The following is a 14723-nucleotide window of genomic DNA, read 5'->3' as shown; positions in this document are numbered from 1 at the left end:
CGCTTCGCAGCGTCCCTTTTCGCATGGCCCGTTACGCCGCCCAGATATCGCTGGCGACGATGTTCACGTTGTTGCTGAACGTCGCCATCAGGATCGCGGCCTGGCTGCCGGCGCCGTCGGGATCGTAATACAGCTGGTGCGTCCCGGTGTTGAACAGGAAGGTCGCCCCCGAGTTGGCGGCCACCGGATTGCTGCCCGAGACGAACCGCCCGGCGTCGATGGCGCCGGCCGGCGCGATCGGCAGGCCGAACCAGTATTCGGAGAAGAAGATGCGATCCTGCCCCGACACGAAGTCGGTGATCGTATCGCCGCCTTCGCTCTGCAGCAGGAAGAAGAACGTATCTGCCCCCGTGCCGCCGCTCAGCGTGTCGGCCGCGTCGCCGCCGTACAGGTTGTCGTCGCCGCCATAGCCATACAGGGTGTCGGTCCCGGCGAAGCCGTAGACCTGGCCCGCGCCATCGGTGCCGCCGAGGATGTCGTTGTGCTCCGACCCCCAGATGTTCTCGATGGCGATGTATTGGTCGCCGAACGCCTCGCCGGCATTGTTGAGGTAGTTGTTCATGTAGGCGGTCACGCCGGCCGAAGCCTCGCGATAGGAAGCGACGTCGTCGCCTGATCCGCCGTCCAGGATGTCGTGACCGATCCCGCCCTCGAGCAGGTCGTTGCCGTTGCCGCCGACCAGCAGGTCGTCGCCGCCGATGCCGAGGATCCAGTCGTTGCCGTCGTAGCCCTGGATCGTGTTGCTGGTGTTGTCGCCGCCGATCAGATCGGCATAGGCCGAGCCCAGAACGCCCTCGATCGAGGTGTAGCTGTCGCCCACGGCCTCGCCGGCGTTCAGGAAGGCGCCGCCCAGGAACACCGTCACGCCCGCGCCGGCCTGGGTATAGGAGGCGTAGTCGTAGCCGGACTGGCCGTCCAGGAAATCGCCGCCGACGCCGCCTTCCAGGAGGTCGTCGCCGCCGCCGCCATAAATGGCGTCGGCGCCGCTCCCGCCGAAGATCGTGTTCTGGACGTCGGAGCCGCCCAGCACGTCGTTGAAGTTGCTGCCGATCAGGTTTTCGATGCTGGCGTAGGTGTCGCCGGCCGCTTCGCCGGTGTTCAGGTTGGCGCCCAGCAGGAACGCCGTGACGCCGGAGGCGGCGTTGCCGTAGCCCGCGGTGTCGACACCGTCGCCGCCGTCGAGGAAGTCCGCGCCCAGACCGCCCTCGAGGCCGTCGTTGCCGGCGCGCCCGAAGAGATAGTCATTGCCGGCGAGGCCGAGGATGGTGTTGCCGCTGTTGTCGCCCGACAGGATGTCGCCGAACAGCGAACCGGCCAGGTTCTCGACCTGGGTGAAGGTGTCGCCGGCGGCGTCGCCCAGGGTGCCGCTCGTGGTCAGCATGTCGGCGGTGACGCCCGCGCTCGCGGTCACGTAGCTGACGAGGTCGACGCCCGCCCCGCCGTTGAACTGGTCCGCGCCCGCGTCGCCGATCAGGATGTCGGCCGCCGCGCCGCCGAACAGGCGGTCGTCGCCGGCGCCGCCGTGCAGGTTGCTGGTCGCGAAGTCGTAGCCGTACAGCGTGTCGTTGTACTGGCTGCCGTCCAGGGCCTCGATCGAGCCGTAGCTGTCGCCGGCCGCTTCGCCGGTGTTCAGGTTGTAGTTCTGCAGGGACGCGGTCACCGCGGCGCCGGCGGTGGCGTAGCTCACCGTATCGAAGCCGTCGCCGCCATCCATCAGGTCGCCGCCGGTCCCGCCGTACAGGAAGTCGTCCCCGCCGCCGCCCCAGAGGCTGTCGTTGCCGGCGCCGCCTTGCAGCCGGTTCGCGGCGCCGTCGCCGCCCAGCACGTCGCCGTAATCGCTGCCGATCAGGCCCTCGATGTTGGAATAGGTGTCGCCCACCGCGTCGCCGGTGGCCGTGAAGGCCACGCCGAGCGTCGCCACGACGCCCACGGTCGAGCGCGTATAGACGGCGTAGTCGAAGCCCGTGCCGCCATCCATGGCGTCGGCGCCCGCGCCGCCTTCCAGGAGGTCGTCGCCGCCCATGCCGCGCAGGGTGTCGGAGCCGCCGATGCCGAACAGGGTGTTGGCCGCGTTGTCGCCCTCCAGCGTGTCGCTGAAGCCCGAGCCCTGCATGTTCTCGATGTTGAAGTAGGTGTCGCCGGCCGCTTCGCCCGTATTGATGCCGGGGTTCAGCAGCGAAGCCGTCACGCCGACGCCCAGCGTCGTGTAGCTGGCCGGGAAGCCGTTGGCCGTGCCGGCGTTGGTGTAGCCGACCAGGTCGAGGCCGGCGCCGCCGTCGAGGCGGTCCGCGCCCGGGCCGCCCTCAAGCCCGTCGAAGCCAGCGCCGCCATAGATCTGGTCGTCGCCGGGCCAGCCGAGGATGTTGTTGTCCTGGGCGTCGCCGTAGAGGATGTCGTTGTAAAGGGACCCGGCGAGGTCCTCGATGTCGACATAGACGTCGCCGGCCGCATGGCCGGTGTTGAGCGAGGTATCGGCCAGGGAGGCCGTCAGGCCCACGTCGGCCGTCTCGTAGTCGGCCTCGTCACGCCCCGCGCCGCCATCCAGGTAGTCGGCGCCCGCGTCACCGATCATGACGTCGTAGCCGTCGCCGCCATAGATCTTGTCGTCGCCAGCAAGGCCCCAGAGGTTGTTCACCGCCTGGCCGTCGCCGTAGATGATGTCGTTGAAGTTGGTGCCGGTGACGTCCTCGAAGTTCGTATAGACGTCGCCCGCGGCGTCGCCGGTGTTGATCGAGGGGTTCAGCAGCGAGACGGTGATGCCGCCGGTGGTGGTCAGCTGGTAGCTCAGGGTGTCGATGCCGTCGCCGCCGTCGAGGTGGTCGATGCCCGAGCCGCCGATGACGTTGTCGACGCCCGCGCCGCCATACAGCCAGTCGTTGCCCTTGCCCCAGCCATAGAGGGTGTCGTCGCCGGCGCCGCCATAGAGCTTGTTGTCGCCGTCGTCGCCGTAAAGGCCGTCGTTGTAGTTGCTGCCGATCAGGTTCTCGATCGACGTATAGGTGTCGCCGACCGCCTCGCCGGTATTGGGACCGTTGCGAACCAGATAGGCTTCCAGCCCGGTGGTCGCGTTCTGGTAACTCGCCGCGTCCTCGCCGGAGCCGCCATCCAGGGTGTCGGCGCCCGCACCGCCGATCAGGACATCGTTGCCCCCCAGGCCCGAGATCGTGTCCGGGCCCGAAGTGCCCGTCAGGGTGTCATCGCCAGGTGTGCCGACAATCGACGCCATCGAAATCCTCGCTCGTCTGGACTAGGGCTGGTGGACTAGGGCTGCAGCAACATGCACCGCGGGTCAGGTGTACAGGTAAGGCTTAACATTTTTCCAACCCGTAGCCCGATCAACGCCCGATGACGAAACTCGTGTCAGCGTGGCCACAAACTTTCCGCAACCCTACGTGTCGTCGCCCAGATCGGCGTCCGTTTCGGCCACGAATTCACGGTTAGCTTCGCGGATGCGCGCGCCCTCCTCGTCGTACAGGAAAGGCAGGAAGGCGAAGCGCTCGCCCCGCGTGACGCGCGTCGCCTCATGCAGCAGCGAGCAGGAGAACACGATCGCCCCGCCCGTGGGGGCGTGCATCACCTCGCCGCTGAACTCGGGAAAACGCAGGCCGCCGCCGTCGTACTCGCCGGCGTTCAGGTTCAAGGTCACGGCGAAGCGCCGGTGGGCGGTGCCCTTGGTGGTGTTGTCCCGATGCGCCCGGAAGTGCCCTTCGGGGCCGTAGCAGGAGACGAGATAGCGCTCCATCCGGGTCGCCTTGAACTGGAAGGCGTTGGCGATCGCTGGCGCCAGCCGGCGAACGATCCGGATGCGACAGGCCTCCCGCAGGTCCCGATCCTCGATCAGGCAGTCCGCGCGCCGCTTGTGGCTGGCGCCATGGGCCAGCACGGTCATGCCGTTGACCTCCTGCATGAAGCCCGAGGCATGGCCGCCGGTGCGCCGGTAGTAGTCCACCAGGTCGCTGCAGAGCTGCGGCTCGAACACGCGGGGCACGACCAGCACCGGCGGGCTGGTGGCGACCCCGGCATGCTGGTTCGTCGGCGGCAGCTTGCCCAGATAATCGAGCATGGACCCGACCTGCTCCAGGCCGCCGCCCGCCATCACCCGCAATGTCGGATCGAGCAACAGCCAGCCTCCGCGGCCGACATCGTCGTCCGTGGCCATGCCGTACAGCTTGGCGATGGCCCGATCGGAATCATAGAACCAACGCAGGCCCGGGGCGTCGTCGGCGACGCGCGCGAGCCGTTCGTCCTCGGGGTCCAGCGTCACCCCGAAACAGGAAGCCCGCACGTCGTTGAACAGCGCGCGCGCCGCCGCGATGCGGCTCCAGGCCGCACGCGCGTCGGGCGCGGCGCTGGAGGGCGCGAACAGCAGGGCGATGTACCGCCCCGCCACGGAAGAGAAATGGAAGGTGTCGTTCGAGCTTGTCTTGCCCACGAACCAGGGCGCCGGCTCACCGGGAAAAGGCACGCTCATTTCCCCTCCTCTCCTTCCGTGGCGATGCTTGGCTTTCCTCAGCCGGCGGCCGCTTCCACCACCGCCTCGGTGGTGATGCCGAACTCCTTGTAGAGGCGTTCGAACGGGGCGCTGGCGCCAAAGCCCGTCATGCCGACGAACTTGCCGTCCTCGCCGATGAAGCGTTCCCAACCCTGGCGGATGCCGGCCTCGACGGCCACGCGCACCGGCGCCGAGCCGATCACGGCCTTGCGATAGGCGGCCGGCTGCTGGTCGAACAGCTCCCAGCAGGGAACCGATACCACGCGGGTCGGCTTGCCTTGCGACTGCAGCACTTCGCGGGCGGCCACGGCCAGGCCGACCTCGGTGCCGGTGGCGAAGATCGTCACGGCCGCGTCGCCGCCTTGCGCGGCCAGCAGCTCATAGGCGCCCTTGGCCACCTGGTTCTCGCCGGCGAAGGTGCGCACGTGCGGAGTCTTCTGGCGCGACAGGCACATCACCGACGGGGTGGTGTTCTGCTGCAGGGCCACCTGCCAGGCCTCGGCGGCTTCCACCGCGTCGGCCGGACGGAAGACCAGCAGGTTGGGGATGGCGCGCAGGCTGGCCACCTGCTCGACCGGCTGGTGGGTCGGGCCGTCCTCGCCCAGGCCGATGGAGTCGTGGGTCATCACGTGGATGACCTTGGCCTGCATCAGGGCGCCCAGGCGGATCGCCGCGCGGCTGTAGTCGGCGAAGGCCAGGAAGGTGCCCGAGTACGGGATCACGCCGCCGTGCAGCGCCATGCCGTTCATGGCCGCGGCCATGCCGAACTCGCGCACGCCGTAGTGGACGTAGCGGCCGGCGTAGTCGGGCGTGTCATAGGCGCCCATGCCCTTGACCAGGGTGTTGTTCGAGCCGGTCAGGTCGGCCGAGCCGCCGATCATCTCCGGGATGGCCGGGATCAGCTGGTCCAGGGCCGAGCCCGAGTGGACGCGGGTGGCGTTGACCGGCTTGTTCTCGACGGCGGCGGCGATGTGGGCCTCGAGCTTGGCGAAGGCGTCGGCCGGCAGCTGGCCCTTGACCACCGCGCGGGTGAACTCCGCGCCCTTGTCCGAGGCGGCGACGGCGGCTTCCCAGCCCTTGCGGACGCGGGCGCCGCGGCGACCGACGCTCTTCCAGGCCTTGGCGATGTCGTCCGGCACGGTGAACGGCGCGGCGTCCCAGCCCATGGCCGCGCGGGCGGCGACGATCTCGCTGTCGAACAGGGTGTAGCCGTGGCTGTGGGGGTCGCCTTCCTTCGGGCCGGCGCCCTTGGAGATCAGCGTCTTGCACGCGATCATGGTCGGGCGGTCCTGCTTGGTCGCCCAGCGCAGGGCGGCGGCGATCTTGCCGTGGTCGTGGCCGTCGACGACCTTCACGGCCCAGCCGGCGGCCTTGAAGCGCGCCACTTGGTCGCCGGTCTCGGCGATGGTGGCCACGCCGTCGATGGTGGTGTTGTTGTCGTCGAACAGCACCGTCAGCTTCGACAGCTTCAGGCGGCCGGCCAGGCTGATGGCCTCATGGCTGACGCCTTCCATCAGGCAGCCGTCGCCGGCGATCACCCAGGTGCGGTGATCGACGAGATCCTTGCCGTAGACGGCGGCGAGGTGGGCCTCGGCCATCGCCATGCCGACCGAGGTGGCCAGGCCCTGGCCCAGCGGGCCGGTGGTGGTCTCCACGCCCGGGGTGTGGTGCACCTCGGGGTGGCCCGGGGTCAGCGAGCCCCACTGGCGGAAGTTCTCGATCTCCTTCATCGTCACGGCCTTGTAGCCGGTCAGGTGAAGCAGGGAATAAAGCAGCATCGAGCCGTGGCCGGCCGACAGCACGAAGCGGTCGCGGTCGGCCCAGTCGGGCTTGCCGGCGTCGAACTTCATGAACTTGCTGAACAGCACGGTGGCCACGTCGGCCATGCCCATCGGCATGCCCTGGTGACCCGACTTGGCCTTGTGCACGGCCTCCATCGAAAGGACGCGGATGGCGTCGGCCATCTTGATCGGCGAGACGGGCATGGGGCTCTGGCTCTTCGGCTTTTATGTCTGTGGACGGCGGGGGCGCCTGCGCGGCCCGCACGTGACATGCGAGGCCCCCAGGGTCAAGCAACCGGGGCATATAGCCCGCCTGCTGAGGCCGCTATGCAACGGCGCGCGGACCGGATATAGCTGGACGCAGACTTATGCTCACTTTTAGCATAACCTCGAAAGGTCGACCACGTGGGTAGCCCGTCGTTCTTCTCGCCCTATCGCCACGGCTTCGTCCGGGTCGCCGCCGCCGTTCCGAAGGTGAAGCTGGTCGATCCGGCCCACAACGCGCGCGCCGTGCTCGACCTCGTGCGCCAGGGCCACGACCAGGGCGTGGCGGTCATGGCGTTCCCGGAGCTGGGCCTGACCGGCTATTCGATCGACGACCTGCTGCAACAGGACGTGCTGCTGGACGCCGTCGAGGCGGCGATCGCCACCCTGGCCGAGGAGAGCAGGACGCTTTCCCCGCTGTTCGTGGTCGGCGCGCCGCTGCGTGACGGCGGACGCCTCTACAACACCGCGGTCGCCATCCATGCCGGCCGGGTGCTGGGGATCGTGCCCAAGAGCTTCCTGCCCAACTACCGCGAGTTCTACGAGCGCCGCTGGTTCACGCCCGGCGCCGGCGTCACCGGCAGGACCCTGAACCTGGCCGGCCAGCAGGCTCCGTTCGGGACCGACATCCTGTTCAAGGCGGACGGCTTCACCGTCGGCGTCGAGATCTGCGAGGACGTCTGGACGCCCACTCCGCCCAGCACCGCCCAGGCCCTGGCCGGGGCCGAGATCCTGCTGAACCTGTCGGCCAGCAACATCACCATCGGCAAGTCGGAGACCCGCCGCCTGCTGTGCGCCAGCCAGTCGTCGCGGACGATCGCGGCCTATGTCTATTCGGCGGCCGGCGCGGGCGAGAGCTCGACCGACGTCGCCTGGGACGGCCACCTGGACATCCACGAGATGGGCGCTCTTCTGGCCGAGACCGAACGCTTCTCGACCGGCCCGACCTGGACCTTCGCCGACGTCGACGTCGAGCGCCTGCGCCAGGAGCGCATGCGCGTGGGCAGCTTCGGCGACGCCATGACGCTCGCGCCGCCGGCGGTCCCGTTCCGCGTCGTTCCGTTCGACTTCGTCCCGCCGGCCGGCGACCTGGCCCTGGCGCGGGCGGTCGAGCGCTTTCCGTTCACCCCGTCGGATCCGGCCAGGCTGCGCGAGAACTGCTACGAGGCCTACAACATCCAGGTCCAGGGCCTGGCCCGGCGGCTCGAGGCCTCTGGCCTCAAGAAGCTGGTGATCGGGATCTCCGGCGGCCTCGACTCCACCCAGGCCCTGCTGGTGGCGGCCAAGGCCATGGACCAGCTTGGCCTGCCGCGCTCGAACATCCTGGCCTACACTCTGCCCGGCTTCGCCACCTCCGACCGCACCAAGTCCAACGCCTGGGCCCTGATGCGGGCCATGGGCGTCTCGGCCTCCGAGCTCGACATCCGCCCGGCCGCGACCCAGATGCTCAAGGACCTGGGCCACCCGTTCGGGCGCGGCGAGCCGGTCTATGACGTGACCTTCGAGAACGTGCAGGCGGGCCTGCGCACCGACTACCTGTTCCGCCTGGCCAACCACAACGGCGGCCTGGTCGTGGGCACCGGCGACCTGTCGGAACTGGCGCTGGGCTGGTGCACCTACGGCGTCGGCGACCACATGAGCCACTACAACCCCAATTGCGGGGCGGCCAAGACGCTGATCCAGCACCTGATCCGCTTCGTGGCCCATTCCGGCGACGTCGACGCTGCGACCACCGCCCTCCTGGACGACATCCTGGCCACCGAGATCTCGCCCGAGCTGGTGCCCGGCGAGCAGACCCAGGCCACCGAGAGCTTCGTGGGGCCCTACGCCCTTCAGGACTTCAACCTCTTCTATATGAGCCGCTACGGCATGGCGCCGTCGAAGATCGCTTTCCTGGCCTGGAGCGCCTGGCGCGACGCGGCCCAGGGCGGCTGGCCGGCGGGCCTGCCGGAGACCGCCCGCCGCGCCTACGACCTGCCCGAGATCCGCAAATGGCTGGAGCTTTTCCTCAAGCGCTTCTTCGCCAACCAGTTCAAGCGCTCGGCCGTGCCCAACGGGCCGAAGATCTCGTCCGGCGGCGCGTTGTCGCCGCGCGGCGACTGGCGGATGCCCTCGGACGCGAGCGCGGACGCCTGGCTGGCCGAGCTCTCGGCGAACACCCCAGGATAGCAATTCAGCCGTAGCGCCAATGCATTAGGCTTTGAAGGGGCGTAGACCAAAGGGGCAATGTCCTATAGATCGCGCAACGTATCCGCGTGCGAGTTTTTGGGGGGAAGTCCTTTGGTCGACGCTATCTATCCAGTCATCCTCTGTGGTGGGTCGGGCACTCGACTCTGGCCGTCGTCGAGGTCGGATCGCCCCAAGCAGTTCCTCAAGCTGATCGGTGATCGCTCGAGCTTCCAGGAGACCATCCTTCGCGTGATGGACCTGCCCGGCGCCCACGAGATCGTGGTGGTGACGGGCCGCCACATGGCCGAGCTGGTCGAGCGCCAGGCCAGCGAGATCGGCGCCAACCTGGTGGTGATCATCGAGCCCGAAGCCCGCGACTCCGCGCCGGCCATCGCCGCCGCCGCCGCCTATGTCCGCGCCAAGACGCCCGACGGCGTCGTCCTGATGCTGGCCGCCGATCACCACATCGCCGAGGTGGACGTGTTCCGCGAGGCCGCCCTGACGGCGGTGAGCGCCGCCCGCACCGGCCTGATCGTGACCTTCGGCGTCCAGCCGACCAGCCCCGCCACCGGCTTTGGCTATATCAAGCCGGGCGATGCGCTGCCCAGCGGCGTCAAGTCGATCGACGCCTTCGTCGAGAAGCCCGACCTCGAGACGGCCAAGCGCTATCTCGCCGAGGGCTATTACTGGAACAGCGGCAACTTCGCCTTCGCGGCCAAGACCCTGCTCGAGGAGCTCGACACCTACGAGCCGGCGATCAGCAACGGCGCCATCGACGCGGTCGAGAAGGGGTCTCGCGAGGGCATCACCCTGCGCCTGGACGCCAACGCCTTCTCCACGACGACCAAGAAGTCGCTCGACTACGCCGTGATGGAACGTACGGACAAGGCGGCGGTCGCGCCCGCCGCCTTCACCTGGTCCGACCTCGGGGCCTGGGACGCCATCTGGGAGGCCTCGATCCGCGACCTCTCGGGCAATACCGCGACCGGCGACGTCCACCTGATCAACACCCGCGGCGTGCTGGCTCGCTCGAACGGCCCGTTCGTCGGCGCCATCGGCGTCGAGGACCTGCTGATCGTCGCCGAGAGCGACGCGGTCCTCGTCTGCCGCCGCGACGACGCCCAGGCGGTGAAGACCCTCGTCGACGTGCTGAAGGCCAGCGGGCGCGATATCGCCCACCGCCACGCCATCGCCTTCTCGGGCGGGATCGAGCGCCAGCCGGTCACCCGTTCGGCCAAGGTCGAGGTGTCCTTGTGGCGCTTCGAGGCCGGGGCGATGACCAGCCTGCCGGTCAGCTCCATCCAGGTGCTGGACGGCGCCCTCGAAGCGGAGACCGAAACCTACGCCCAGGGCGCCCGCGCCGACCTGCACTCACCAGTGATGGTGCGCGCCGGCGAAGCCAGCACCGCGCTCGTCACGATCTGGCGCTGACCACCCTATCGAGCTCCAGGATCGCGCAGACGATGTGGTAGAACGAGCTGGCCGGCGCCGGCTCGTCCACGAACGTCCCGTCGGCCTGGAGCTTGTCTCGCCAGAGACCCGGCACGGCGACATCGAAGTATTTGAGCAGGGCCTCGGCGCCGTCGGCCGCCACCTCCAGCCAGGCGTCGTCGCCGGTGACCTGGGCGGCCAGGACACCGGCCTTGATCCATTCGGTCTGCGCCCACAGGCGGGCGACGTCGTCGTGCACGCTCATGTCGTCGAGCAGGGCGAAGATGGCCACGCCGCGCGCGGGATCCACGCCCGGCCCCTTGCCGATCTCGATCATCCGCAGCGCCGCGGCGCGGGCGTCGGCGCGCCCCGACAGCTGGCTCCAGCGGAGCAACAGCCAGGCCCACTCGAACTGATGGCCCGGCTCGACGATGCGGCCCGCCACGCCGGGGGCCGCGTTCCAGTCGCCGTCATAGTATTCACGCAAGCCGCCGCTGGCGGGGTCGATGAACTTGGCCAGCGCCAGCTCCGCGATCTCGTCGGCCATCGCCCGCCAGCCGGCGTCGCCGCCCGCCTCGATCCAGGCCAGACTGGCCTCGAAGAGGTGCATGTGCGGATTGGACAGCAGCGGCAGGGTGCGCGGAACGCTTTCCTCGAAACCGGCCACGGGATGCTTCAGCGTCGCCTGCAGGGCGCCCCGCAGCTCGACGGCGATGCGGGGCAGGTCCTCGCGCTCGGGCAGCGCCTGGCTGGCCATGGCCAGGCCGAACAGGCCGAAAGCCTGGTCGTAGAGGTCGACCTTGTCGTCCAGCGGCGAGCCGTCCGACGCCACCAGCGTGCGGAAGAAGCCGTCCGCACGACGATAGCGCGCCAGATAGAACTCCAGGCCATGGGCCAGGGCCTCGCGCCAGGGCCCTTCCCAGCCGAGGGCGCCCGCTGCGGCGTACGAATAGATCTGACGCGGCTGCACGCGAGCGCGGCGCGGCGCCTCGACCGGCGTACCGTCCAGGGCGACCTTCTCGAAGAAGCCGCCCTTCTCGCGGTCCGCGCCGACGGTCCACCACAGGGGGAAGGCGTCGTTCAGCGCCCAAGCCTTGAGCTGGTCGCGAAGGCGGACGATGCGGGCCGAAGCGGTCATGCTGTTCTCCAGTAGAGTTGAGCGGTTTTCTAGCGTCCAGGCGGCGCTACGCAAGCCTCGGCTTGTGACCGGCGGGGCCGTCGCGTAATGGCGAGACAAGATGCATGACCACAACCCACTGAAGGCCGTCTTCTTCGATCGCGACGGCGTCCTCAATGTCGACCGGGGCTACGTCCACGATCCGGCCGAGCTGGAATGGGTCCCCGGCGCCCGCGAAGCGATCGCGGCCCTGACCGCGGCGGGCGTCCGCAGCATCGTCGTCACCAACCAGTCCGGCGTGGCGCGCGGCTACTACGGCGAGGACGCGGTCCACGCCCTTCACGCGCACATGCAGGGCGACCTGCACCGCCTCGGCGGCGAGATCGCCGCCTTCTACCACTGCCCGTTCCACAAGGACGCCGTGGTCGAGGCCTATCGCCGCGACGACCATCCCGACCGCAAGCCCAACCCCGGGATGATCCTGCGCGGCCTGGCCGAGGCCGGCCTGTCGCCGCAGGACTGCGTGCTGGTCGGCGACAACGACAGCGACGTCGAGGCCGCCCGACGGGCAGGCGTCGAAGGCTTCCTGTTCACGGGCGGCGACTTGCTGCAATTTCTCAGAACCAAGCTCGGCCGGCGCTTCCCGGCCGCCCCGGGAGACCCGGCTTGAAACTCCTGATCACCGGCGGCGCCGGCTTCATCGGCTCGACGCTGGTCCGCGCCGCCCTAGCCGCCGGCCACGCGGTCGTCAATGTCGACGCCCTGACCTATGCCGGCGACCTCGCCAACCTGGTCGAAGTCGCGACCCATCCGGCCTACGCTTTCGAGCAGGCCGACATCGCCGACGCCGACACAATCGCCGCGATCTTCGCCCGCCACGACCCCGACGCCGTCCTGCATCTGGCGGCGGAATCTCATGTCGACCGCTCGATCGACGGGCCCCTGGCCTTCGTGCGGACCAACGTCATGGGCACGGCCGTGCTGCTCGAGGCCGCCCGCGCCCACTACGGCCGGCTGGACCCCAGCCGCGCCGCGCGCTTCCGCTTCGTGCATGTCTCGACCGACGAGGTCTATGGCGCGCTCGGCCCGGACGACGCCCCGTTCGACGAGCGCTCGCCGATCGATCCGACCTCGCCCTATTCGTCCAGCAAGGCCGCCTCGGACCTGCTGGCCCGGGCCTGGGGACGCACCTACGGCCTGCCGGTGATCGTCACGTCGTGCTCGAACAACTACGGCCCGCGCCAGCATCCCGAAAAGCTGATCCCGACGGTGATCTTCAACGCCCTGGCGGGCCGGCCCATCCCGGTCTACGGCGATGGGCGGCAGGTCCGCGACTGGCTGCACGTGGAAGATCACGCCGCGGCCCTGCTGCGGGTGCTGGAAGCCGGCGCCCCTGGCGAGACCTACCTGATCGGCGGCGACGCCGAGCGCGCCAACATCGACCTCGTGCGCACGATCTGCGCCGCGCTCGACCGCATCCGCCCGGGCAACACGCCGCGCGAGGACCTGATCACCCACGTCACCGATCGCCCCGCCCACGACCGTCGCTACGCCATCGACGCCGGCAAGCTGCAGCGCGACCTCGGCTGGTCTCCGGCCCTGACCGTCGAGGAAGGCCTGGAGCGGACCGTGCGCTGGTACCTCGACAATGACGGCTGGTGGGACGCGCTGCGCGCCAAGGGCTTCGCGGGCCAGCGGCTGGGCGTGACCGCGTGATCCGGATCCTGCAATTTGGCGCCACCGGCCAGGTTTCGCGGGCGATGATCGCCGCCGCGCCGGGCCGGGCCGTTCTCGTCCCGCTGTCGCGCAACGACGTGGATCTCGCCGCCGAAGCCGCGATCGAGGCGGCCATCGCTGGGGCCGACTGCGACCTCGTGGTCAACTGCGCCGCCTTCACCCTGGTCGACAAGGCCGAGGCCGAGCCCGAGGCGGCCCGCGCCGCCAACGCCCTGGCGCCGGCCGCCATGGCCAGGGCCTGCGCGGCCCGCGGCCTGCCGCTGGTGCATCTCTCGACCGACTGCGTGTTCGACGGCGCCCTCGACCGCGCCTATCGCGAGGACGACGCGCCCAACCCGCTGTCGGTCTATGGCGCCACCAAGCTGGACGGCGAGACCGCCGTCCTGGCCTGGGAAAAGGGCGTGGTGCTGCGCGTTTCCTGGGTGTTCTCGCGCTTTGGCCGCAACTTCATCCGCACCATGCTGGAACTGGGACGCGCGCGGGACGAGCTGCGCGTGGTCGCCGACCAGTACGGCTGCCCGACCGACGCCACGGCCCTGGCCGACTTCATCCTCGGCGCCGCGCCGCGCTGGGCCTCGGCCGACGCGGGCGATCCGGCCTTCGGCCTGTTCCACTTCACCAACGCCGGGGCGACCTCGCGTCACGACCTGGCCGCCGCCGCCCTGGCCCGCGACCCGCGCACCCGCGCGCGGCTGTCGCCGATCGCCAAGCGCGACTTTCCCGAGCCCGCCGCGCGGCCGCTCAACGGCGCGCTCGACAACAGCCGGGTTTCCGCCGTTTTCGGCTGGCAAGCCGAGCCCTGGGCGAGCGCCGTGGCGCGCGCCGCCGACCAAATCATCGCCCAAGGACTGGACACATGAGGCGTGGGATCATTCTCGCCGGCGGCTCTGGCAGCCGGCTGGCGCCCCTGACCCTGGCCGTCAGCAAGCAGCTGCTGCCGGTCTACGACAAGCCGATGATCTACTACTCGCTGACCACCCTGATGCTGGCCGGGGTGCGCGAGATCCTGATCGTCACCAATCCCCATGACGAGAGCGCGTTCCGGCGCCTGCTGGGCGACGGCTCGCAGCTGGGCCTGCGGATCGAATACAAGCCCCAGCCGTCTCCCGACGGCATCGCCCAGGCGCTCATTCTCGGCGAGGACTTCCTCGACGGCGCCGACAGCGCCGTGGTGCTGGGCGACAACATCTTCTTCGGCGCCGGCTTCGCCGACCTCCTGCAGAAGGCGGCCGGACGCCAGAGCGGCGCGACCGTGTTCGGCTACAGCGTGGTCGATCCGCAGCGCTATGGCGTCGTCGAGATCGGGCCCGACGGCCGGGCCCTGAGCATCGAGGAAAAGCCGGCCAGGCCGCGCTCGCGCCACGCCGTGACCGGCCTCTATTTCTACGACGGCCAGGCCTCGGCCATCGCCAGGAGCCTGAAGCCCTCGGCGCGCGGCGAACTGGAGATCACCGACGTCAACCGCGCCTATCTCGACGCCGGCGACCTGACCGTCGAGCGGCTGGGACGCGGCTACGCCTGGTTCGACACCGGCACCCACGACTCCCTGATGGAGGCCGCCGAGTACGTGCGCGCCATCGAGCTGCGGCAGGGCTTCCGCATCGGCTGCGTCGAGGAGGTGGCCTTCCAGATGGGCTTCATCGACGCCGACCAACTGCGCGCCCTGGCCGGCGAGACCCCCAAGACCGGCTACCACCGCTATCTGCGCCAACTGGCGGACGGCGAAATCTGA

The 14723-nt window shown here is 69.6% G+C and carries 10 protein-coding genes; 6 read left to right on the top strand and 4 right to left on the bottom strand.

The window, feature by feature from the left end:
• Window positions 1-31 precede the first annotated feature (31 nt).
• From DDF62_RS11235 to tkt, 3 genes are all read right to left on the bottom strand, one after another.
• Window positions 32-3226 carry a calcium-binding protein gene (locus DDF62_RS11235; RefSeq protein ID WP_116489195.1) on the bottom strand — a complete coding sequence of 1065 codons (3195 nt, stop codon included), beginning with the start codon at window positions 3224-3226 and terminating at the stop codon, window positions 32-34.
• Window positions 3227-3388: 162 nt separating this feature from the next.
• On the bottom strand, window positions 3389-4471 hold the full coding sequence (locus DDF62_RS11230; RefSeq protein WP_116489194.1) for a 2OG-Fe(II) oxygenase: 1083 nt from the start codon (window positions 4469-4471) through the stop codon (window positions 3389-3391).
• A 38-nt stretch (window positions 4472-4509) separates the two neighbouring features.
• Window positions 4510-6477, bottom strand: coding sequence for a transketolase (gene tkt / locus DDF62_RS11225; RefSeq protein ID WP_116489193.1), 1968 nt, complete (start codon window positions 6475-6477; stop codon window positions 4510-4512).
• A 201-nt stretch (window positions 6478-6678) separates the two neighbouring features.
• Between tkt and DDF62_RS11220 the strand changes: the two genes are divergently transcribed.
• Together DDF62_RS11220 and DDF62_RS11215 are read left to right on the top strand one after the other, a co-directional pair.
• The gene (locus tag DDF62_RS11220) at window positions 6679-8706 is read left to right on the top strand and encodes an NAD(+) synthase (RefSeq protein WP_116489192.1); all 2028 of its coding nucleotides are present in this window, start codon (window positions 6679-6681) and stop codon (window positions 8704-8706) included.
• A 57-nt stretch (window positions 8707-8763) separates the two neighbouring features.
• Window positions 8764-10137, top strand: coding sequence for a mannose-1-phosphate guanylyltransferase/mannose-6-phosphate isomerase (locus DDF62_RS11215; protein ID WP_116489191.1), 1374 nt, complete (start codon window positions 8764-8766; stop codon window positions 10135-10137).
• On the opposite strand, the gene DDF62_RS11210 is transcribed toward DDF62_RS11215, so the two are convergent.
• Window positions 10121-11275, bottom strand: a complete 1155-nt coding sequence (locus DDF62_RS11210) for an AGE family epimerase/isomerase (RefSeq protein WP_116489190.1) — start codon at window positions 11273-11275, stop codon at window positions 10121-10123. The genes DDF62_RS11215 and DDF62_RS11210 overlap by 17 nt on opposite strands.
• 100 nt (window positions 11276-11375) lie before the next feature.
• Between DDF62_RS11210 and DDF62_RS11205 the strand changes: the two genes are divergently transcribed.
• The 4 genes from DDF62_RS11205 to rfbA are packed head-to-tail and all read left to right on the top strand — an operon-like array spanning window position 11376 to window position 14723.
• Complete coding sequence (locus DDF62_RS11205) at window positions 11376-11924, top strand: HAD family hydrolase (protein ID WP_116489189.1); 549 nt, start codon at window positions 11376-11378, stop codon at window positions 11922-11924.
• Entirely contained in the window at window positions 11921-12970 is a 1050-nt protein-coding gene (gene rfbB, locus DDF62_RS11200) for a dTDP-glucose 4,6-dehydratase (RefSeq protein WP_116489188.1), read from the top strand. The genes DDF62_RS11205 and rfbB overlap by 4 nt, the downstream gene beginning before the upstream one ends.
• Complete coding sequence (gene rfbD / locus DDF62_RS11195; protein ID WP_244286794.1) at window positions 12967-13851, top strand: dTDP-4-dehydrorhamnose reductase; 885 nt, start codon at window positions 12967-12969, stop codon at window positions 13849-13851. The genes rfbB and rfbD overlap by 4 nt, the downstream gene beginning before the upstream one ends.
• Window positions 13848-14723, top strand: a complete 876-nt coding sequence (rfbA, locus tag DDF62_RS11190; protein ID WP_116489187.1) for a glucose-1-phosphate thymidylyltransferase RfbA — start codon at window positions 13848-13850, stop codon at window positions 14721-14723. Before rfbD ends, rfbA begins: the two co-directional genes overlap by 4 nt.

The sequence above is a fragment of the Caulobacter radicis genome (assembly GCF_003094615.1).
GTDB lineage: Bacteria > Pseudomonadota > Alphaproteobacteria > Caulobacterales > Caulobacteraceae > Caulobacter > Caulobacter radicis.
This window is presented reverse-complemented; position numbering and strand designations above follow the sequence as displayed.